This is a genomic window from Pseudoalteromonas sp. SK18 (assembly GCF_001974855.1).
In the GTDB taxonomy this organism is placed as follows: domain Bacteria; phylum Pseudomonadota; class Gammaproteobacteria; order Enterobacterales; family Alteromonadaceae; genus Pseudoalteromonas.
On record NZ_MTQB01000008.1, the window covers coordinates 91,916 to 112,301 of the forward strand.

The 20,386-nt window shown below is 40.5% G+C and carries 19 protein-coding genes; 12 read left to right on the forward strand and 7 right to left on the reverse strand.

Features of this window, described 5'->3' with window-relative positions; translation table 11 throughout:
* Nucleotides 1-382: 382 nt before the first annotated feature.
* Nucleotides 383-1,522, forward strand: a complete 1,140-nt coding sequence (locus BW139_RS08135; RefSeq protein ID WP_076919317.1) for a Na/Pi symporter — start codon at nucleotides 383-385, stop codon at nucleotides 1,520-1,522.
* A gap of 56 nt (nucleotides 1,523-1,578) precedes the next feature.
* Here the strand turns inward: BW139_RS08135 and BW139_RS08140 are convergent, their stop codons facing one another.
* Together BW139_RS08140 and BW139_RS08145 are read right to left on the reverse strand one after the other, a co-directional pair.
* Entirely contained in the window at nucleotides 1,579-3,648 is a 2,070-nt protein-coding gene (locus tag BW139_RS08140) for a TonB-dependent receptor (protein WP_076919318.1), read from the reverse strand.
* 60 nt (nucleotides 3,649-3,708) lie between these two features.
* The gene (locus BW139_RS08145; protein ID WP_076919319.1) at nucleotides 3,709-4,365 is read right to left on the reverse strand and encodes a YoaK family protein; all 657 of its coding nucleotides are present in this window, start codon (nucleotides 4,363-4,365) and stop codon (nucleotides 3,709-3,711) included.
* 144 nt (nucleotides 4,366-4,509) lie between these two features.
* On the opposite strand from BW139_RS08145, the gene BW139_RS08150 reads away from it, so the two are divergent.
* From BW139_RS08150 to BW139_RS08160, 3 genes are all read left to right on the forward strand, one after another.
* Nucleotides 4,510-4,758, forward strand: a complete 249-nt coding sequence (locus BW139_RS08150; protein WP_041708743.1) for a TIGR03643 family protein — start codon at nucleotides 4,510-4,512, stop codon at nucleotides 4,756-4,758.
* Between the two features lie 73 nt (nucleotides 4,759-4,831).
* A complete protein-coding gene (locus BW139_RS08155; RefSeq protein WP_008114288.1) occupies nucleotides 4,832-5,215 on the forward strand; it encodes a hypothetical protein in 384 nt (127 codons plus the stop codon).
* Nucleotides 5,216-5,224: 9 nt separating this feature from the next.
* Nucleotides 5,225-6,304 (forward strand): endonuclease/exonuclease/phosphatase family protein, encoded by a 1,080-nt coding sequence (locus BW139_RS08160; RefSeq protein WP_076919320.1) that lies wholly within the window; start codon nucleotides 5,225-5,227, stop codon nucleotides 6,302-6,304.
* 228 nt (nucleotides 6,305-6,532) lie between these two features.
* Here BW139_RS08160 and BW139_RS08165 read toward each other — a convergent pair whose 3' ends face one another.
* Nucleotides 6,533-7,909, reverse strand: a complete 1,377-nt coding sequence (locus BW139_RS08165; protein WP_076919321.1) for an NAD-dependent succinate-semialdehyde dehydrogenase — start codon at nucleotides 7,907-7,909, stop codon at nucleotides 6,533-6,535.
* A gap of 201 nt (nucleotides 7,910-8,110) precedes the next feature.
* Between BW139_RS08165 and BW139_RS08170 the strand changes: the two genes are divergently transcribed.
* The 3 genes from BW139_RS08170 (at nucleotide 8,111) to BW139_RS08180 (ending at nucleotide 10,295) form a co-directional block, all read left to right on the forward strand.
* A complete protein-coding gene (locus tag BW139_RS08170; protein WP_076919322.1) occupies nucleotides 8,111-9,145 on the forward strand; it encodes a nitronate monooxygenase family protein in 1,035 nt (344 codons plus the stop codon).
* A gap of 6 nt (nucleotides 9,146-9,151) precedes the next feature.
* The gene (locus BW139_RS08175) at nucleotides 9,152-9,718 is read left to right on the forward strand and encodes a Crp/Fnr family transcriptional regulator (protein WP_008111961.1); all 567 of its coding nucleotides are present in this window, start codon (nucleotides 9,152-9,154) and stop codon (nucleotides 9,716-9,718) included.
* Nucleotides 9,719-9,779: 61 nt separating this feature from the next.
* Nucleotides 9,780-10,295 (forward strand): YgjV family protein, encoded by a 516-nt coding sequence (locus BW139_RS08180; RefSeq protein WP_076919323.1) that lies wholly within the window; start codon nucleotides 9,780-9,782, stop codon nucleotides 10,293-10,295.
* A 4-nt stretch (nucleotides 10,296-10,299) separates the two neighbouring features.
* On the opposite strand, the gene BW139_RS08185 is transcribed toward BW139_RS08180, so the two are convergent.
* Nucleotides 10,300-10,818: an NUDIX hydrolase gene (locus tag BW139_RS08185; protein WP_008111964.1), complete on the reverse strand. Its 519-nt coding sequence runs from the start codon at nucleotides 10,816-10,818 to the stop codon at nucleotides 10,300-10,302.
* Nucleotides 10,819-11,044: 226 nt separating this feature from the next.
* Here BW139_RS08185 and BW139_RS08190 point away from each other — a divergent pair, with 226 nt between their 5' ends.
* From BW139_RS08190 to BW139_RS08210, 5 genes are read left to right on the forward strand one after another with little or no spacing between them, the layout of a single operon-like run.
* Nucleotides 11,045-12,385 carry a sigma-54 dependent transcriptional regulator gene (locus tag BW139_RS08190; RefSeq protein WP_008111967.1) on the forward strand — a complete coding sequence of 447 codons (1,341 nt, stop codon included), beginning with the start codon at nucleotides 11,045-11,047 and terminating at the stop codon, nucleotides 12,383-12,385.
* Nucleotides 12,386-12,424: 39 nt separating this feature from the next.
* On the forward strand, nucleotides 12,425-12,634 hold the full coding sequence (locus BW139_RS08195; RefSeq protein ID WP_076919324.1) for a histidine kinase: 210 nt from the start codon (nucleotides 12,425-12,427) through the stop codon (nucleotides 12,632-12,634).
* Between the two features lie 23 nt (nucleotides 12,635-12,657).
* Complete coding sequence (locus BW139_RS08200; protein WP_076919325.1) at nucleotides 12,658-14,142, forward strand: ATP-binding protein; 1,485 nt, start codon at nucleotides 12,658-12,660, stop codon at nucleotides 14,140-14,142.
* Between the two features lies 1 nt (nucleotide 14,143).
* On the forward strand, nucleotides 14,144-14,605 hold the full coding sequence (locus BW139_RS08205) for a response regulator (protein ID WP_008111973.1): 462 nt from the start codon (nucleotides 14,144-14,146) through the stop codon (nucleotides 14,603-14,605).
* Nucleotides 14,606-14,630: 25 nt separating this feature from the next.
* Entirely contained in the window at nucleotides 14,631-16,592 is a 1,962-nt protein-coding gene (locus BW139_RS08210; RefSeq protein WP_076919326.1) for a response regulator, read from the forward strand.
* A gap of 8 nt (nucleotides 16,593-16,600) precedes the next feature.
* On the opposite strand, the gene BW139_RS08215 is transcribed toward BW139_RS08210, so the two are convergent.
* From BW139_RS08215 to BW139_RS08225, 3 genes are read right to left on the reverse strand one after another with little or no spacing between them, the layout of a single operon-like run.
* On the reverse strand, nucleotides 16,601-17,611 hold the full coding sequence (locus BW139_RS08215; RefSeq protein WP_076919327.1) for a LacI family DNA-binding transcriptional regulator: 1,011 nt from the start codon (nucleotides 17,609-17,611) through the stop codon (nucleotides 16,601-16,603).
* 11 nt (nucleotides 17,612-17,622) lie between these two features.
* Nucleotides 17,623-18,951, reverse strand: coding sequence for a glycoside-pentoside-hexuronide (GPH):cation symporter (locus BW139_RS08220; RefSeq protein WP_008111977.1), 1,329 nt, complete (start codon nucleotides 18,949-18,951; stop codon nucleotides 17,623-17,625).
* 15 nt (nucleotides 18,952-18,966) lie between these two features.
* Entirely contained in the window at nucleotides 18,967-20,301 is a 1,335-nt protein-coding gene (locus BW139_RS08225; RefSeq protein WP_076919354.1) for a GH1 family beta-glucosidase, read from the reverse strand.
* Nucleotides 20,302-20,386: the final 85 nt, after the last annotated feature.

Consider the following 20,386-nt stretch of genomic DNA (forward strand, 5'->3'; position numbering starts at 1 on the left):
GCTCATGTCCCTTACCTATATCCATTTAGGCAATAAAGAGTAAATCGCCTCTTAGCATAGTCTTTGGAGCAGCTGAAAATTCAACCTTGAAAGATCATCAGACCTTAGTTAATTCATTGCTTAAATATATTTTAATTTAGTGTTCAATTGCTCCTACTCAGTGCTTCGCTATGTAATTTAATATCAATTTTTTAATTACTTATTTTTAAAGTTATGGCTTGCCTTATACTCGATTTTTTAACCTTATATTTTTAAGTTATGAATAAAGAAGCACGTTAATCGAATTGAAATATTTCTGTAATATTCAGGTGTTCTAATGCGTTCTGAAACAAAAACGTCATCAAAATGCCATATTTGGTAAGACAAAAACTGAGATTTAAACATGAGTGAATCAAAGCGCAATACGCTATTAATAAAAACGCTTAACTGGGCTGCTATCGCCTTTTTAGTTTATTTAGTCCTAGTAGCCGTTGGCACTGTCAGTGGTGGTTTTAAATTAGCGTCGGGCGGTACCGAGGGAGCGAAAGAAATTTTTGCATTCGCAACCAACCCGTTTATCGCATTATTATTAGGTGCTTTGGCAACGGCTTTAGTGCAATCGTCATCAACGGTTACCTCAGTAATAGTGGGCCTTGTTGCTGGCGGCTTACCGTTAAGTATTGCGATTCCAATGGTAATGGGCGCAAATATTGGTACGACTATTACTAACACCTTAGTGTCTATTGGTCATATTCGCTCTAAAGAAGAGTTCCAACGTGCATTTGCGGCATCAACGGTTCATGATTTCTTTAATTTATTTGCCGTTATTATATTTTTACCACTTGAGATAATGTTTGGTTTACTGCAAAAAATGTCTGCTGCGCTGTCGCACCTATTTATTGGTGATGCTGATTTATCATTAAAGAGCTACAACTTTATTAAACCACTTGTTAAACCAGCTGTGGGTGTAATAAAAGACGCATTTAGCTTCCTAGACACAAAAATGCTAGGTGCAGCGATGGTTATAGCAGGTATTTGTTTGATTTTATTTGCCGTAACTACACTAGGTAAACTACTTAAAAAAGCGTTAGTTGGCACTGCAAAAGATATACTGCATGGTGCAATTGGGCGCGGGCCTATCGCAGGTATCACATCAGGTGCGGCGGTAACTGTTATGGTTCAGTCGTCATCTACTACAACGAGTTTAATGATCCCACTTGCCGGAAGTGGTGTGTTTACTACACGTCAAATCTATCCATTTACGCTAGGCGCTAATATTGGTACAACCATTACTGCTCTATTAGCTGCCACATCAATTACAGGGCCTATGGCTGAAGTGGCGCTAACGATTGCGTTAGTACACGTTATGTTTAATGTATTTGCGGTTGCACTAATTTACGGAATTCCTGTACTACGTGAAATACCGATTAAGTTGGCTGAAAAGTTAGCCGAAATTGGTACAAATAATAAATCGGCTGCATTAGGCTATGTGTTAGGGTCGTTCTTTGTGGTGCCAGGTTTAATTGTACTGGCCGTTAGATAAACAAATAAATGAATAAAAAGAATGCGCTATATAGTTTATATAGCGCATTTTTTGTTTTACCACTGGTAACTTACAGACAACATGGCATTACGCGGTTTTCCTGGGAAGTAACGATCGCCAGTAAAGCTGGTGTAATCGGCGCGCTGTGCGTAAGCCGTGTTGGTTAGATTTATTATTCGCGCACTGAGTAATAATTGTGGGCTTATTTGCCATTGGCCGCGCAAGCTTAAAATATCGTGACCTTGATATTCATGTAAGTTTTCAGGGTCGGTAAAATAGCGACTCACATAGTGCCATTGCAGAGCAAGGTTAACACGCTCGTTGGCTTGCCAGTTAAAGTCGATATTAGCGACCTTTCGAGGTGCGGTATCAATATCGTTACCTTTAATATTAATACTGCCGATGATTTGCTCATTCGAGTATGTATGTTTGGCATAAGTGCCTGCAAAATTAACCGATAAGTGCTGATTAAAGCTGTGTGCTAACTCAAGCTCAATGCCACGATGTCGAGTTTGGCCGTCATTAACAGTAAAAAAGTCACTGTCGCGGTAGATGGTGTTGTGCTTGCTCATCGCATAAGCCGACAAACCGTATCGAGTATTGTTATACACCCCTTTAATACCTAACTCAGCATTATTTGCTATTTCTGCGTCTAAGTCGGCAGTACTTTGCTCGCGTTGTAATTGATAAAGCTCAGCTGCTTGGGGGGCTCTATAGCCTCTTGAAAAGTTAGCGTATAGTGTATTGTTTATATTAAGCTGATAGCTCACACCGAGTTTTGGCGAAAGATTACTAAAGCTGTTTTTAGTGCTCTCGGGGCGACTATAACGACAGCCGCCAAAACCACATTCACTGCCATCCTCTTTTGTACGCCCTGTAAGCATATTGTTTTGATAGTCATATTGCATATGCTCATAACGGACACCTGCGGTTATAAGCCAATTATTTAGCTGCCAATCAATAGCGGCAAATGGGGCATATAAGGTGGCATCAACTTGGTAATCGTAATGTTTACCTTGCGGCACTGTGGCTACTAAAAACGCAGAACCTTGAGTGGGGTTATCTTGGGTTTGTAAAAAATCGGCTTGTGTAAACTCACCATCAAAACCAAGCTTTAGGTTGGAATTGTCGTTCACATAATGCTGATAAAGCGATTGCAGACCAAACCCTGTTTGGCTATTTTTTTCAAGTGGTGTGCCGGGTAAAAAGTGTTTAAAAAAGTCCATGCTTTGGTCACGAATATAAGGGGTAACAACCAGTGTGTTCTCTCCTAATTGCCAGCTTGCTTTACTCCAAGCTCTAAGCGAGCGAGCTTTTCTAAAGGCGTCGGGATCAAAGTTTTGCTGTGCTATATCTTCATCTTTATAGCTTTGAAAACCGCTAATATAACCAGCAGTTTGTTGATCTAAATTAGTATACGTAAGCCCAGACACTAAGCTTAAGTTGCTGTTATTGTAGCGATGACGTACATTTATTTTTTGTTGCTTTACGCTTTCGTCATCTCGATAACCGCTATCATCGGTAAAACTGGCATTAATACCTACGCCTGAATTATCCATGGCATGGCCTGCACGTAATTTATAGCGAGCATAACCATAAGAGCCGTAATCAAAGCCTAGTAATCCACTATCTTGCGTAGTATCAGGGGTAATAACGTTAATTACACCATGCACTGCATTAGAACCATAAAGTGCAGAACCTGGGCCTTTTAATACTTCAATACGCTCTGCCATTTCGCTATGCGCTTCAAATAGTTCATTAATATTACAAAAGCCCGCTGCACGAAGAGCTATGCCATCTTCTGCGGTTAAAACACCACCACAAGCGCCCGTACCAGAAAGTACTTGCGAGCGCAGAGCCGGTAAATACTCTTGGCCATTTCCACGTTGCACGTTGGCACCTGCAACGCGTTGCAGCGCTTCTTCTACGTGGGTAGGAGCTATAAGCTCAAGCTGTGATTCACTTAATACACTGATCACCAGTGGTAATGGCGTGGAAAGCGCTTCACTACGTGATGCTGTGGTGGTGATACGTTCAATTGATTGCGCGGTATCTTCAGCACACGCACTATTAATTAAACCTAACTGACTGCATAACAACAAAGGGGGTAAATAGTAATATTTCATAAATTCCTAGTAGCACAATGGCAATTTGATAAGTTTAGGGTAGGGGATTTTGTGAATTGGTTAAAGCACACTCAACCTATAAACCCGATAAGTAATCGATAAAACAATACAAAAAATGCCGGGAAAAACTAAAGTGAGCACTGAGTAATGTTTAAATAACACGACACCAGCCACTCCTCCGGCTAAAAAACCAGCAATAATTAAGACAAAAACCAAGCACTTTCTGCTATCAAAAGCTTCCCCTTTTAGGGCTTTACCAAGCATTAAACCTAAATCGGTAAAAATACCGGTTAAGTGGGTAGTACGCACAACAGCACCACTGTAGTTAGTGGCTAAAGCATTTTGTAAGCCGCAGGCAGCAGAGGCAAGTGTAAGTGCATAAGGGTAAGAATATTGAAGTAGCTGTGCGCTTAGCAGTAATAAAATGCCTTCAATAAATAAGAGTGTATCGTAATGGCGGCCTAACTTAAGTGACCCCCCTGAGAGCATTACCCCTGTTAATGCCGAGCCAAATATAAAACTCAGTACAATCGCAATTAAAAATAACGCTGCATTGATGTTGGTAGTAAGTTCAATAGCTAATGAAGTCACCGACCCCGAAACGTGAGAGATTGCTTGTTGTTCGAACCCTAATAAACCTACTGCATTTACCATACCGGCAATAAAAGCGAGGGTAAACGCACCATATTCGACCCACTTAGGTAGTTTTGTAAACATCCTTTTAGCTCCGGTTTCAGTGTATAGATTAATCATACACTTAATTAAACCCAACAAATAAAAAAGAGGTTATATTTTTAACATCACAACCAAGTGATGATCGCTAAATTTAACTTTTGCGTATTAACCGAATTTGGAATGAATATGTTTAATCAAGAACAGCAATCGCGGATTATCGAAATGGCATGGGAAGATAGAACGCCATTTGAAGCCATTGAAAACCTTTATGGGCTAAATTACTCTCAGTTAGTTAATTTTATGCGGGAGCATATCTCTAGCGGCTCATTTAAAGTATGGCGTAAGCGCCATGCTGGGCGTAAAACTAAACACCTGAAGCTGCGCGATCCCGCGATTATGCGCAGTCATTGTAAAACTCAGTACAAGCAACGCTAATTTGTCTCGTTTCATGTAATGTTCAGGCTTAGCCGTCAATACTCTTCAGTAATGATCACACTGGAGAATTGCCATGAAAACACTAATCAGTATTTTATTAATGGTTTTTACGCTAACGGCAACAAACGCATTTGCTGTACCACACAAAGACAAACATACAGACAAGCATGCGAATAAACATGCAAACAAGCATCACTGGAAAAAGCATAAATATAATCAATACCATGATAGAAAATGGATTTCTAAAAAACAGGCCAAGCAATTAATTCGCCAAGGATGGACTCCACCAGGGTGGCATAGGCCTTATTATCAAGGTGATATCCTTGGGCATGACATTTATAAGCGTGCTAGAGTAATAGATAGAGAAAGAGGCACAGTGCGAATTGAAGTTGATCGCACTATTATACATTTAGTGCACGACACTCGTGAAATACTCTCTATTTTACAGCGCTATTAGGATTTATAAATGCTCATTGTATTGGTCATAATTACTGGCTTGTTGTTATTAATAACGTTATTACCTCTGTCATACAGTCAGCATTATTTGGTACGTAGCTGTGACTTTGTGCGCTTGCAGGTGTGCTACGTAGCAAGCGCTATCGTTATAGCGGCTCTGATAGGTATGTGGCAAAGCGACTATATTGCATACCCGTTATTAGCCACTGTCGCTTTAGTTATTTTAGCGCTTCAAGCTAAGTGGATTTATCCCTACACCTGGTTCGCTAAAAAAGAAGTATTAACCGCACCAAAAAGCAGTGATCACAGTATCAGAATTTTATCCGCTAATGTGCTTATGTCGAATCGACACAGTGAGCAGTTAATTAACTTAGTCGATAAATATCAGCCAGACTTACTTATCACCTTAGAAAGCGATAGTTGGTGGCAAGATAAATTGTCCGTGCTTAAAAAGCACTACCCTCATCAAGTACAGTGCCCTAAAGATAATCGCTACGGCATGCATGTATTTAGTAAATTTAACATACTCGATGCACAAATTTGTGCACTTATAGAAGATGATATTCCTTCTATACATATTTTGTTTGAAAACCACCAAGGGTTAAAAATGCAGGGGCACTTTATTCATCCCGCCCCACCGAGCCCTACAGAAAAAGACTCATCACGACCGCGCGACAGTGAGCTAATAATGATAGCAAAAGCGATTAAAGACTCAACTCGCCCGACCATAGTCGCAGGCGATTTAAATGATGTTGCTTGGTCGCGCAGTACTCGTTTATTTATGCAAATTAGTGGCTTTTTAGACCCGCGTAAAGGCCGTGGCTTTTTTAATACCTTTCACGCGAATTACTTTTTTATGCGTTGGCCGCTTGATCATTTGTTTCACTCAAAAGGCTTTAGTGTAAAACGAATAAAGCGCCTTGCTAAATATGGCTCTGATCATTTTGCCTTACTTACCGAATTGGTATTTGAAGATGCTAATCAGCAATCCCTAGAAACAAAACCAAGCGAGCAAAAGCAGCAAGATATACAAGAATTGGCAATGAACAAAGCAGATAAACGCAAAGTACCAATGTTTGAGAATAGCTAGGTATAGTAAAGGTGTTAGGTTAAAGGTTTTAGGTGAAAGAAAAAGTTAATACATTACGGTAGTGCTTTTAGGTTTGCAGCGTTTTATACAGCGAGCCATTCAGTTGAGTGTTAAAAATTCATCAGACAAAAAACACCGCGCTTGCTACAAGCGCGGTGTTTAATTTTACTAACCTGATACCTGATACCTGATACCTGATACCTGATACCTGATACCTGATACCTGATACTAGCTGTGAATCATAATGCTTTTAACATTCACAAATTCGCGAATCCCAAAGCCACCATGCTCTCGGCCATAACCACTGTCTTTAACACCACCAAATGGTAAGTTCGGTTGAGCAAGTCCGTAGCCATTAATATTGATCATACCGGTATCAAAATACTTTGTAGCCAGCTCAATGGCTTTCTTCTCATCTTTTGAAAATATACCACCGCCTAGTCCATAGCGTGAATCATTAGCAATACGCATAGCGTCGTCGTTATCTTTGGCTTTCATCAAAGATGCGACAGGGCCAAATAGCTCGTCGTCATAAGCAGGCATACCCGGTGTAAGGTTTTCGAGCACAGTTGGTGGATAGTAATAACCCGTTTGTTGCGGTATTTCGCCGCCTACAATTACTTTTGCACCCGCATTGACAGAGTCTTGCACTTGCTGGTGAATTTTGTCGCGTAAATCTTCGCGTGCCATAGGGCCCAGTTCTGTATCTTCATCCATTGGGTTGCCCATTTTTATGGCCTTAAACTGCTGACTTAGTGCTTCCTTAAAGTCATTGTAGAGTGAATCGACCACCACAAAGCGCTTGGCTGCAACACAGGTTTGGCCGTTGTTGATAATGCGTCCTTGTAAACATGCTTTGACTGCAAGGGCTAAGTCCGCGTCATCAAGTACAACAAAAGCATCGTTGCTACCCAGCTCTAGCACGGTTTTTTTAACATGCTTGGCAGCTTGCTCTGCCACTTTTTTACCAGTGCCATCACTTCCAGTAAAGGTTACGCCACTAATAGCTGAGTGTGAAATAAGGGCGCTGGCAGTTTTACCATCAACTAGTAAGTTGCTAAAGCAGTGTTCAGGAAAGCCTGCTTGTAGAAATAGTGTTTCAATTTTCTCAGCCATACCAAATACATTACCAGCATGTTTTAATACCGTGGTATTACCTGCCATAATGTTTGCGGCACTGTATCTAATAACTTGATAAAGTGGGAAGTTCCACGGCTGAATACCCAACAGCACGCCGATAGGGCGATAGCTTATTATTGCACGACCGCCTTGCATGTCGCGCTCCTCGTCACTAAGCATGTCTGCGCCATGTTCCGCGGTATAACGACAAATGTCAGCACAAAGCTGTACTTCTTGGAAACCCTGCTCATAGACTTTACCCATTTCTTCGGTCATCAGTTTTGCTAAGGCTTCTTTTTGACTTTCAAACAAAGAGGCTAATTTATTTAGATATTGTGCGCGCTCGGTAAACGAGGTTAATCGCCATGTTAAGTATGTTTCATGAGATTTTTCGATCACTTGTTCTGCTTGAGCTTGAGAAAGCAGCGTATAGCTATTAATGACTTGCTCGGTTGCGGGATTGATCGTATCAACTGTGTTACTCATTTTACCTCCTAACAAATTATGTAATAGGGTAGCTGCAAAACCAAAGCCAGTTAGTTTTTTGATATTAAAAAAGTTATAACTATTTGTTAGTAATAGTTTTTACATTAAATATGACTAAAATCTAGATGTTGTTTGCTTGCTGTTTTTGCTATGGTTCTGTAAATACTGCAAGTTGTTGAAAAAGTTACAGGGAGAGTTCAGATGAAGCCATCATTGTTTAATACCGCTTTACCGATAATTCAGGCACCTATGGCCGGTGTTCAAAACGAGCAGCTTGCTCTTGCTGTAAGTGAGGCTGGAGGGTTAGGCTCTTTGCCTTGCGCTATGTTATCGCCAGCACAATTAGTTGAGCAGCTAGAAATACTTAGCCACAAAACAACGAAGCCGTTTAATCTTAACTTTTTTTGTCATACAGTTGCTGACTACACATCCGCGCAACAACAGTGCTGGCATGCATTACTTGCCGCTTACTTTACAGAGTATAAAATTGACCCGCAAAGCTTAACTGCAGGGGCTTCTCGTCAACCTATAAATCAATCGATTGTTGATATAATTGCACCTTATAAGCCAGCAGTTGTGAGTTTTCATTTTGGTTTACCTGAGCAAGCTATTGTGGCGCAAATAAAAAGCTGGGGTACTAAAGTAATTTCAACGGCCACTACCTTAGATGAAGCTATTTGGCTTAGTAAAAATGGTGCTGATGCCATAATTGCACAGGGTTTAGAAGCTGGGGGGCACCGAGGCCATTTTTTATCTATGGATTTAAGCTTGCAACAAAATACTGAGCAGTTAGTTAAACATTGTGTTGAGCATATATCACTGCCTATTATTGCTGCTGGTGGCATTGCTTCGGCCGGTGATGTACAGCGGTTTAAAGCGTTAGGAGCCAGTGCAGTCCAAGTAGGGAGTGCTTATTTACTATGCAAGGAGGCGACAACATCGGCTTTGCATCAACAGGCTATTTTAGATCAGCAACAAGATGAGACCACACTGACCACATTGTTCTCTGGTAGGGCCGCACGGGGTATTCAAAATCGAGTAATGAAAGAATTAGGTGCTATGCCAAATGGGGTTCCTGCGTTTCCACACGCCAGCAGTGCAATAACGGCCTTAAGATGTCGCGCTGAAAAAAGTGCTAAAAGTGATTTTTCGCCTTTGTGGTGTGGCCAAAAATATATTCCTAGGGTGGGTGTGTCAGCGGCTGATATTACGCATGCTTTAATGAAAAAATGGTAATTTTTAATGTCTGATAATCCACTTTTATCGCTTGGCGATAGTTATGAAGCGCTAGTAAACAAGTTTAAAGTGCAATTGGCTGGGAAGTATCCTCAGCAACGAATAGCGCCCAATACCGTATTAGTGCAACAAGGCGATGTACAAGGTTATGGGTATTTAATTGTTCAGGGGGTTTTAGGCGCTATTCATGACGACATAGACGGCGTACAAAAGTGTAAAGAGTTTTATTTTAAAGATGAATTTGCATTGCTGTTTGCCAATTGGATGACCTCAACGCCTGCGTTTTATCAATTAAAAGTGATTAACGAAGCAAGTGTAATTAAAGTACCACTAACACTATTTGAGCAAGCACAGTATCAACTGATTAAGCAGCAGCTTATTGCACAGCAACTTATTTTTAAAGAAGCTAAAGAGGCATTTTTATTACTAAATAGCCCCGAGCAGCGTTACTGTTATTTACTCAAACATAAACCCCATTGGTTGGCGCAGCTAAGCTTGAGCCAAGTGGCAATGTATATAGGTATTTCAGCTATTTCGTTATCACGAATTCGTAAGCGACTTAACTTAAGTTAAGTGCTGTTTTTATAAAGCACTATACACTCCCCATTTTTAAGCCTTAATACCTTGGAGTGTTATGTTTATAATTGCCCAATCGTTGGTTGCAGTTGCCACTTTACTCGACTTAGCTTCATTTCAGTTTAAGTCCCGACGAATTATTTTAAGCTGTTTATTTACCTCAGTGTTATTAACCTCTGTACACTTTTTTATATTGAGTTATAACAGTGCCGGCTGCTTAATGTTTATTGCCGCGGTGCGTTATTTTTACTGTATTTACTTTAAGCATACTTGGGCTATGTTTGGGTTTATGACAGTAAGCTGCTTAGCCGTTTATTTTACTTGGCAAGATTGGTTTAGCGCCTTTGCATTGGTGGCGACATTAATACAAACCATTGCTTCATTTCAAAATCGAGACTTGCACTTAAGGTTATGTATGGTGGTGGGAACCTCTTTTTGGATAACACATAATATTTTTGCCGGCTCACCAGTGGCAATACTCATGGAAAGCCTGTTTTTAAGTAGTAATTTGCTAGGACTATACCGCTTTTATGTGGTTAAAAAAACGCTTAGCGAACCGCAAACGCAGCCCTAAACATTTAGGTAAAAAATTGTGCCGCAATGGCTTTTAGTAGGTAAGTTTCGCGAATAATCGATAGCCCTTGCTTGTCACTGTTTGCAAGTGTGCGTTCGTTATGGGCTATTGCCTGGAAAATATCAACCCATTTGGCCTGCATGCCATTTTGTTGTTCATAGTGTTCTAGCTGCGCTTGACCGAGTTGCTCATCAATTTGGCAGAGGTAGCAGTATGATTGTATATGAATAATATCAAAGTCATCTTTATACCAAGGACGGTATTCCTCATAAAGCCCAAACTCACTGCAGATTTTTATATTTTGTGCGCCAGTTTCTTCACTCAGTTCTCTGATCAATCCCTGCTCTATGCTTTCATGTGGGTCAATCCCACCGCCAGGTAAACTAAAGTCGTCGTAGCGCTGAGTATACATAAGTAAAATGTGTTGTTGCTTAAATGCAATTGCGCGAGCGGTTGGGCGAGAAAATTGACGACCTTGCTCAATATTGATTGAGGGGTGAATGTAGGTTTTTAATAAGCGCATAACAACTCCTGTAATAAAAATAAATTATATCAGTTGGTTGTATTAATTTCTTTAATAGGGATTTAATAAGCCGCATAAAATAGCGCTATTTCAGCGTCTATACAGCTATTTTTAATTAAACTAGCGGATTAAAAAATAAAATAGCCGCGCTTTGTACCCTAATTATGTATATCTTTCATTTATATAAAAGGGTAAGTAGAATGGTAAAAAAGCATAGGGATTATTCATGTTAAATATACTTTTAGTCGATGACGACGTCGAATTCAGTGATGTTATTTGCCATATTGTTGAGTTTCTTGGCCACAACATTAATACAGCAACTAGTTTAAAAGAAGCGCACCAGTGGTTTGAAAATAATACTTTCGATCATGTGCTGCTTGATTTTATGCTGCCAGATGGCAGTGGCTTGCATTTATTAGATCATTTAAAAATGATTGGCCAATCGCCTAAAGTCACTCTTATTTCGGGGCACCCTTCAGTTAAAGGAATTTTAGCTGACATGTGTGAGCCTAATGTGTCGCATTTATTAAAGCCGCTGCAACGTGAAGATTTAGAATTAGTATTAAACGGCCCGAAAAAAACAGTTAAAAAGGCAAAAAGTGCCGCCATTACTCATCATTTTGATACGCTTATTGGCGAGTCTGCACCCATGCAACAGCTTTATACTATGATAGAACGTGTAGCTAAAACCAATGCTAATGTCATGCTTATGGGTGAAAGCGGGGTAGGTAAAGAGGTGGTAGCGCAAGCCATTCATAATGCTAGTAAATGCGAAGGTCCACTGGTGGCGAGTAACTGTGGGGCACTCTCTAAAGAACTAATTGGCAGTGAATTATTTGGCCATGAAAAAGGCGCATTTACTGGTGCCATTGCCCGTAAAGACGGCGTGTTTGAACAAGCCGACGGTGGCACGTTATTTCTTGATGAAGTCACCGAAATGCCGATTGATATGCAGCCTAATTTACTGCGTGTACTCGAAACTAAAAAAGTAACCCGAGTTGGTGGAAATCGTGAGTTACCAGTAAATTGCCGTGTTATTTCAGCGACTAACCGCTCACTCACCGATTTAGCGCAGAACAATATATTACGTGAAGATATTTACTTTAGGCTCGCTGTTTTTCCTATTGATATACCGCCACTACGAGATCGAAAAGAAGATATTGCGTTACTTGCTAAATCGTTTTTAGGGCAGTTAAACGATGAAAACGGTACAGCGTTTGCTTGGGCTAATGAGCAGCTTAAAGAGCTTGAAACCTACGACTGGCCGGGCAACGTACGTGAACTTCGCCATGCCATTCACCGCGCTTTTATTATGAGCGACCCGCAAACCAGCACAATTAGTTTACCTGATAACTTAGAGTCGCCTTTTTCAAGGGTTAATACTCAACCTGAGGACAAGCAGGTATCAGCAGGGCAAACTATTGAAGAAGTTGAAAAAGAACTTATTCATGCCACGCTCGATAAAGTACAAGGGAATAAAACATTAGCAGCACAAATGCTGGGTATTAGCACTAAAACCTTATATAACCGTTTAAATGCTTATGGTGGTATTGGCGAGTATAAATAACCAGCATGTAAATTTAATCACAACAAAACGAGGACTTTAATGGCATCACCACAACAGGCAAAACCTTTGAATGAGCTGGTACACGACGCGCGTGCGCCGCTAAATCGTATTTCGATGAATGCCGAGCTGATTAAGCTAGCACTTGAAAACGATATGCCAAAAGATAAAGCGCTCGCCGCACTGGATAAAATAATTGCTAATTGCCAAGCGTGCAGTGACAGTTTGCAGCTTATTTCAGAGTCGAAGTAACCCTAAATAATTCAGGATGATAAATGATTAAACGCAAACAGCAAGGCAAAGCAAATGTATTATGGGCGTTATTTATCTCTATAGTGTTGTGTATTATTGTTGGTAATGCTTTTTTAGCCATTAATACTATTCAAGGGTTATCGCGTACCCAGCAAAGTTTAGACAACACTAATATGTTAAGCACGGCGATAGAGCAGCTACACCTTTCGGTAGTGCAAGCCGAGTCGGGACAGCGAGGGTATCTATTAACCCAAGCCGATGACTATTTGGTGCCGTATTACGATGCCATCGCACAAATAGAGTCTCAAACTAATCATGTGAGCGACTTACACTCAGAAATTGATGGCCAAGCGCAGCGTATTGCACAGTTGTTACTATTGGTTGAAGCTAAAATAGTTGAGCTTAAAAAAACGGTTAAATTAGCATTAAATGATAAAGAGCAGCGCGCCTTACTAATACTTAATTCACATGAAGGACGCGACTTATATAGAGAAATTCGTGAGCGAGTTAATGATATTCAAGAGCGCGAACTACTGTTTAAAGTCAGTCACTTTTCGAAATTAGCGCAAATTAAAAAAGAAGCAAAGATCACTTTTGGTATTACTGCAGTTACCAGCGCATTATTGATTTTGGGTATGTTTTTATTGGCGAGGCTGAATTTAAAAAATGCGGCCGTGTATCGCGCAGAGCTGGAAATGCAAAATGAAACCTTAGCGAGTAAAGTAACTGAACGTACCCAAGAGCTTACCTTGTATTCTGATGAGTTAAGTCGCAGTAACCGAGAGTTAGAAGAGTTTGCCTTTGTTGCCAGTCATGACTTGCAAGAGCCGTTAAGGAAAATTCAAGCATTTAGCGACCGGCTTGAGAGTATGTTTAAAGACGAGTTAGGCGAAAAAGGTACAGACTACATTGCCCGCATGAAAAATGCCGCGCAAAGAATGTCTAATTTAATTAATGATTTATTAGAGTTTTCTCGAGTAACCACCCGAGGTAAAGATTTTACCGATACCGATTTAAACAGCATTTTGAATGATATAAAAAGTGATTTAGAAATAGCGATTAATGAGTGTAATGCACAAATTGTCACGGCTAATATGCCCGTTATTCAGGCTGATCCGAGTCAAATGCATCAGCTGTTTTTAAACTTAATTTCAAATGCGGTGAAGTTTAGAGGGCCTAACGTAGACCCTGTTATTAATATTGACTTTGAACGAGTGAGCGAGTTTAGTGAAGATCATAACAGTGAAATAAGTTGGCATGTCATTACCGTAAAAGATAATGGTATCGGCTTCTCTGATGAGTATGCGGATAAAATATTTGTACCATTTCAGCGCTTACATGGTCGCTCACAATACAAAGGGACGGGTATAGGTTTGTCTGTTTGCCGTCGAATTGTAGAGCGTCACGGTGGCTCTATTGCCGCGATAAGTACCCTAGGTGAAGGGGCAACTTTCATCATTAAATTACCCGTGGATGCAGAGTTATTCACATTACAAGGAGAGGCATAATATGCCATTAACAACCGTAAAACCGATTACCATTTTAATGGCAGATGATGATGAAGATGATCGTTTGTTAACCCAAGACGCGCTTGCAGAAAGTCGCGTTTTAAATGAATTACACTTTGTTGAAGACGGTGTAGAGCTTTTAGAGTACTTAGAGCGCAAAGGCAAGTTTGAAGATAAAAGCATCTCGCCAAGACCAGGCTTAATTTTACTTGATTTAAACATGCCGAGAATGGATGGCCGCGAAGCACTTCAAGCTATTAAAGCGCATCCTAATTTAAAAGGCATCCCAGTGGTAATTTTAACCACCTCTAAGCAAGAAGAAGACATGGTTAAAGGCTATAACCTAGGTGCTGCGTCTTACATAACTAAGCCTGTTACGTTTGATGGCTTAGTTGAGTTGATGAAAACACTGGGTAAATACTGGGTTGAGTTTGTAGAGCTACCAAGCACGTTTAACGATTAAGCATATTATTAAAACAGGAGAGGCTATGTTAGCAAAGGCAACTAAACTGCTATTGGTTGAAGACGATGAAGATGATTATATTTTAACTCGTGACTATTTAGAGCAGCTCAGTTCCCATGTGTTTGACATAGAGTGGATAACTTCTCCTGAGCAGGCGGTGGAAGTGTTGAGTAAAAATCAACATGATATTTGCTTGCTTGATTATCGCTTAGGGGCCTCTGATGGCTTAAGTGTGCTAAAACAAGCGCTTAAAAATGGTTTCTGTGGGCCTATTATTATGCTTACTGGGCAATCTAACGATGCCCTCGATTCAGCTGCGCTTGATGCTGGAGCCGTTGATTACTTAGTTAAAAGTGAAATGAGTGGTAGCCGATTTGCCCGCTCTATTCGTTATGCATTAGCACGTCGAGATGTGGAAGATGAGCGAGTGGAGCGTTTAAAAGCGGAGGCTGAAAACCGCTCAAAAGATCGCTTTTTAGCACATTTAAGCCACGAATTGCGCACACCGCTATCTTCTATTTTAGGCTATACCGAGTTGTTGATGCTTAGTGACTTTAACAAGCAGGCTGAAAACGAGCTAGGTGTTATTTATCGTAATGGTAAGCATTTATTAAGCTTACTGAATGACGTTTTGGATTTATCTAAAATTGCTGTTGATAAGCTTGAACTCAGTTTGTCAGAGGTTAACCTTGATAGCCTAATGGCTGACGTATTTACGTTAATGCGCGTATCAGCGCTGGATAAAGGTTTATCACTAAAATTTGAATCACTGGAGCCTTTGCCACTAGTCGTTCGTATCGATGCTACTCGGCTTAGACAAATTCTTATTAACCTGATTAATAATGCGATTAAATTTACCGAGCAAGGCGAAATTGTGGTTAACGCATGGACTGATATGGTCGCTGAGCGTGAAATGCTATTTTTTAGTATTAAAGACTCAGGCTTAGGTATTGCTCCAGAAAAACAAGCGCTCATCTTTAAGCCTTTTGAGCAGATAGCCGATGTAGAGTCACGCTCAGTAGGTGGTGCAGGTTTAGGTTTAGCTATTTGTTCTGAACTGCTTAGTCGTATGCAGGGCGATATTTCATTAGACTCTCATGTTGGTGAAGGCTCAACGTTTACCATTTCCTTATACCCTGGTGATATCAGACAGGTAGAGCGCAATTTATTAAAACTTGATTTAACCCCCAATATGCAGCAAAAAGTAGCCCCCTGCCAAGTGAGCGGCAAAGTGTTGGTGGTTGATGATTTACGCGATTTACGCGTGCTAGTTGGTCACTTAATTGGTTCGGCAGGCGCTGAAGTAGATTATGCTGATAATGGTAAGCAAGCACTCGACAAAGTAAAAAAACAACTAGCAGACGGGCACACTACCTACGATATTATTTTTTTAGATATCCATATGCCGGTAATGGGCGGAAAAGAAGCTGCTATTGAGCTTAGAAAGCTAGGATTTAAAGGCGCAATCATAGCCTTAACCGCAGCAACTATGAAAGGCATTCATAACGAACTCAATGCGTTAGGGTTTGACGATATGATTGCCAAACCTGTGGATTCCCACTTGCTCTATCAATGTTTAGAATTAAGGCTTGGACAAAAAGAACAACCGGTTTCGCCGGTTCAGCCAATACCCAAACCGAGTAACGACAAAAAGTGCTTTCTATTAGTAGAAGACGATGCCGATGCCGCGCAAATTACCCAGTTATTATTAGAAAGCTTGGATGTAGATACCGATATAGCAACAAGTGTTAAAGACTGTAAAGCAATGCTTGAACATAACAGTAATTACGATAAAGTATTGCTCGATATGCATTTGCCAGATGGAACTGGTTTAGAGCTAGCAGGGTTTATTAAACAGCATTACCCTGACATTGAACGCGTCATTATTAGTGGTATGGAGCCCGACGCTGTGCATATCAGGCAACTAGAAATAGAGCAGGTATTGCTGAAACCAATAAATTTAGCATTACTCAATCAGCTTGTTTAACTCCCCTATTAGCTTGATGTTAAAGGTTTAACCACAGATTGGCGTATAATTAACTCGGGCTCAAATAACGTTTGAATGGGGTGTACGCTTTTTTGATAAACATGGCTCAGTACCCACTGCGCTGCCACTTTACCCATCTCATCGATAGGATAGTTTATAGTGCTCAACGGAGGATAAACGTGACGGGTAAAAAACACGTTATCGTAGCCGATAATAGAAAGCTGCGAAGGCAGTTGTATACCATGCTCTCTGGCACTCACCATGGCACCGGTTGCCATTTCGTCATTGGCACATACTAAGGCGGTAAATGCGGGGTTATTTTTATAAAGTGTAGCGAAGCCTTCGTAGCCACTTTCTTCGACAAAGTCACCTTCAAATAAATTACTTTTATCAAATTCAATGGCGTATTCAGCAAGTGCTTGCTTATGTCCGTTTAAGCGCTCTTGAGCATCTTTTTTCCACAGTGGACCGCTAATATAGGCAATCTCTTTATGGCCCGACTCAAGAATGTATTTAGTGGCTAAATAGCCGCCTTTAGTATTATCAAGAATAATACAGCGATCGGCGAGCTCTTCAATGTAGCGGTTAAGCAAAACAAACGGAGTTTTGCCTTTACTTAACTTTATTAAGTATTCATCACTAATAGCTTCAACATGTAAAATAAGTGCGTCGCAATTGCGGCTAATTAAAAATTCGATGCCTTGTTGCTCTCGCTCTGCGTCACTGTGTCCTGCAGTAATAATAACGTGTTTACCTTGGTTTCTTAAGGTGTTCTCTATACCGCTCATCATCGGCCCATAAAATGGACCTTTAAGCTCTGAAACTAACAAGCCCGCGCTATTAGAGCAATTAGAAGCCAGTGATTGCGCAATAGAATTAGGACGGTAGCCTAGCTCTTCCATGGCTAAGGTAACCTTTTTTCTGGTTGCATCACTTACATTTGCATTGTTGTTCATTACTCTTGAAACAGTGGCAAGTGACACCCCTGCAAGCTTTGACACTTCATAAATGGTGGCCATACTATTCCTTGCTACAAATTGCTTTTTTGTGTTAAATCGGCAGTGATTTTTTTAATGGTTTTATTATCTAGGCTGTATTTACTCATTATTAAAGCCACAAGTACACTGCCAATCGCAGGGTAGAGTGTGAATGAGGTTAAAATACCGTTTTTAGTTGCCTCGCTTAATTCCACATTGGCTTGATATTGATAATAAGCAAGTAACCAACCGGCAATCGCTCCGCCTAATGCAAGCCCCAATTTAATAAAAAATACGATGCTTGCGTAAACTAAACCGGTGAGTCGACGGCCATTCTGCCAGACTCCGTAATCAATAGCATCAGCCATTTTTGCCCATAATAAAGGCGTTGCCATTTGAGTGAAAAAACACCATAAAAAATACACTAAAAAAGCCAGTAAAACGTGTTCATTAGGGACAAAAAAAGCAAGGCAGCTCAATATGGCGGAAATATATTGCAGATAAACATAAGCCGCTTTTTTATCAAAGCGTTTACTTAAAGGTTGTGCGCAAGCGCAGCCTAAAATATTACCAATCATACCTAAGGTTACAAATTCGGTGATTAAATCTTCTTTGCCAAGCACATATTTTACATAGTAAATAGCTAATGTCGTGCGCAGCACCATACTTGTCAATAATACCAGTGCAGCCATACATAAGATTTTAAACGGCTGATTTTGCCATAAAACGTGGAGTTGTGTTTTTAAAGATAATTTATGCGGCGGATTGATCACCCGCTCCTTGGTGTAACGAAAACAAATTAGAAATAACACCACACCTAGGCAGCTCATAACCAGCATAGTGAGTTGATAGCCCAATTCGTTATTACCATCGCCAAACCATTTTACTAAAGGCAAGGTACAGCTAGTAACCAATAAACCTCCCAGCATGCCAAATACAAACCGATATGACTGAATGGAAACGCGTTCGTTAGGATTTCGACTTAATACACCGCCAAGTGCCGAATAAGGAATATTAATTGCGGTATAAACCAACATTAGTAGGGTGTAGGTAACGAACGCGTAAATAATTTTGTTGCCGTCATCAAGCGCAGGAGTAGTAAAGGTGATCACGCTGATAACAGCAAAAGGGATAGCAAGCCAAAGTAGGTAGGGTCGGTAGCTGCCGTATTTAGTATGAGTGGCATCAGTGAGGGCGCCCATTATTGGATCTGTTACTGCATCAATAACTCTGACTACTAAAAAAAGGGTACCAACAACCGCAGGCGAAATACCAAATATATCAGTGTAGAAAAAAGTTAAAAACAGCATCACGGTTTGAAAAATAATATTACTGGCCGTGTCACCTAGGCCATAAGCTATTTTTTCTTTTTTACTCAGCATAAAAGCCACTCGTTATTATTTTTGGCGCTGTTTAAGAAAATCACGATACGCAATTGCGCTTTGTTTTAATGTACGTTGTTGAGTTTGGTAATCAACATAGACTAGCCCAAAGCGCTTTTCATAACCATAGGCCCATTCAAAATTATCCATTAAGCTCCATGCAAAGTAGCCTTGCACATTCACGCCTTGCTCAACTGCATTATGAACGGCATTAATGTGGCTATGGTAGTAATCGATGCGTTGTATGTCATCTATTTTACCGTCTATTAATACATCGGCCATCGCTGCGCCGTTCTCTGTTATATATACTTTAGGTAAAGTGTAACGATCATTTAATGAAAGTAGTAATTCACACAATCCCTGTGGGTAAACTTCCCAGCCCATATCGGTGGTGGCAACATTCTTTAGAGGAACTTCGCTAAACCAATGATCTGGCATATTTTTATAATGAATACGAGTATAGTAATTAACCCCTAAAAAATCGATTTTTTGACTAATAATTGCCATATCTTCGTCGCCAATATGGGGTTTTACATCACTGGTAAGCTGATTAATTATCTTAGGGTAGCAGCCCTCTAATATAGCCTTAATATACCACTGGTTATGGTAATCATCGGCAAGCTCAGCAGCGCGTTTATCATTTATGGTGAGTGGGTAGGCAGGGCTAAAATTAAGCACTATACCGGCTTCTATCGTAGGACAATTTTTACGTATCACCTGCATCGCGAGTCCATGGGCAAGCAGAAGATGGTGCGCCGCTTGGCGTCCTGCTTTTTGACTTTTTATGCCTGGTGCGTGTACTCCTATCTCATAGCCTAAGTAAGCACTACAAAAAGGTTCGTTTAAGGTCGCATAAGAATCAACTAAGCCCTCTAGTTGCTGAGTGACTATATGAGTGTAATGAGCAAATTGGTATGCTGTATCGCGGTTGAGCCAGCCACCACTGTCTTCTAAATGTTGTGGTAAGTCCCAATGATATAAAGTGACATAGGTTTTAATATTGCGCGCTTTTAGAGCTTGCAGTAGCGATTTGTAAAACGCCATACCTTGAATATTCAAGCTGCCATCTTGGTGTAAAACGCGCGGCCAAGAAATTGAAAGTCGATAAGCGTCTACAGCTAAATCAGCAATCATTTTTACATCTTGTTGCCAATATTCTATGTGTTCACACGCTTGGTTGCCGTTACTATTATCAGCAATGGTATTTGGCTGGTTACAAAAAGTATCCCAAATACAAGGAAGACGCGTATCGTAACTTCCCTCTATTTGAAAGGAGGCCGTGGCAACCCCAAAAATAAAGGGTGATTTTAAAAGGGCTGACGTGCCTGGCAACGAAATGGTTTTAAACACAATGAGATACGTCCTTACATTTGCAGTAATAATAAACTTAAAGTAATTAGCTAAGCAAAAATAATTGCCTAACATTGCGTGTAAG

What these genes read in the sequence shown, in the direction of transcription:
- BW139_RS08135 (WP_076919317.1), top strand. Translation starts at nt 383, where the DNA reads ATGAGTGAATCAAAGCGCAATACGCTATTAATAAAAACGCTTAACTGG.
- BW139_RS08140 (WP_076919318.1), bottom strand. Translation starts at nt 3,648, where the DNA reads ATGAAATATTACTATTTACCCCCTTTGTTGTTATGCAGTCAGTTAGGT.
- BW139_RS08145 (WP_076919319.1), bottom strand. Translation starts at nt 4,365, where the DNA reads ATGTTTACAAAACTACCTAAGTGGGTCGAATATGGTGCGTTTACCCTC.
- BW139_RS08150 (WP_041708743.1), top strand. Translation starts at nt 4,510, where the DNA reads ATGTTTAATCAAGAACAGCAATCGCGGATTATCGAAATGGCATGGGAA.
- BW139_RS08155 (WP_008114288.1), top strand. Translation starts at nt 4,832, where the DNA reads ATGAAAACACTAATCAGTATTTTATTAATGGTTTTTACGCTAACGGCA.
- BW139_RS08160 (WP_076919320.1), top strand. Translation starts at nt 5,225, where the DNA reads ATGCTCATTGTATTGGTCATAATTACTGGCTTGTTGTTATTAATAACG.
- BW139_RS08165 (WP_076919321.1), bottom strand. Translation starts at nt 7,909, where the DNA reads ATGAGTAACACAGTTGATACGATCAATCCCGCAACCGAGCAAGTCATT.
- BW139_RS08170 (WP_076919322.1), top strand. Translation starts at nt 8,111, where the DNA reads ATGAAGCCATCATTGTTTAATACCGCTTTACCGATAATTCAGGCACCT.
- BW139_RS08175 (WP_008111961.1), top strand. Translation starts at nt 9,152, where the DNA reads ATGTCTGATAATCCACTTTTATCGCTTGGCGATAGTTATGAAGCGCTA.
- BW139_RS08180 (WP_076919323.1), top strand. Translation starts at nt 9,780, where the DNA reads ATGTTTATAATTGCCCAATCGTTGGTTGCAGTTGCCACTTTACTCGAC.
- BW139_RS08185 (WP_008111964.1), bottom strand. Translation starts at nt 10,818, where the DNA reads ATGCGCTTATTAAAAACCTACATTCACCCCTCAATCAATATTGAGCAA.
- BW139_RS08190 (WP_008111967.1), top strand. Translation starts at nt 11,045, where the DNA reads ATGTTAAATATACTTTTAGTCGATGACGACGTCGAATTCAGTGATGTT.
- BW139_RS08195 (WP_076919324.1), top strand. Translation starts at nt 12,425, where the DNA reads ATGGCATCACCACAACAGGCAAAACCTTTGAATGAGCTGGTACACGAC.
- BW139_RS08200 (WP_076919325.1), top strand. Translation starts at nt 12,658, where the DNA reads ATGATTAAACGCAAACAGCAAGGCAAAGCAAATGTATTATGGGCGTTA.
- BW139_RS08205 (WP_008111973.1), top strand. Translation starts at nt 14,144, where the DNA reads ATGCCATTAACAACCGTAAAACCGATTACCATTTTAATGGCAGATGAT.
- BW139_RS08210 (WP_076919326.1), top strand. Translation starts at nt 14,631, where the DNA reads ATGTTAGCAAAGGCAACTAAACTGCTATTGGTTGAAGACGATGAAGAT.
- BW139_RS08215 (WP_076919327.1), bottom strand. Translation starts at nt 17,611, where the DNA reads ATGGCCACCATTTATGAAGTGTCAAAGCTTGCAGGGGTGTCACTTGCC.
- BW139_RS08220 (WP_008111977.1), bottom strand. Translation starts at nt 18,951, where the DNA reads ATGCTGAGTAAAAAAGAAAAAATAGCTTATGGCCTAGGTGACACGGCC.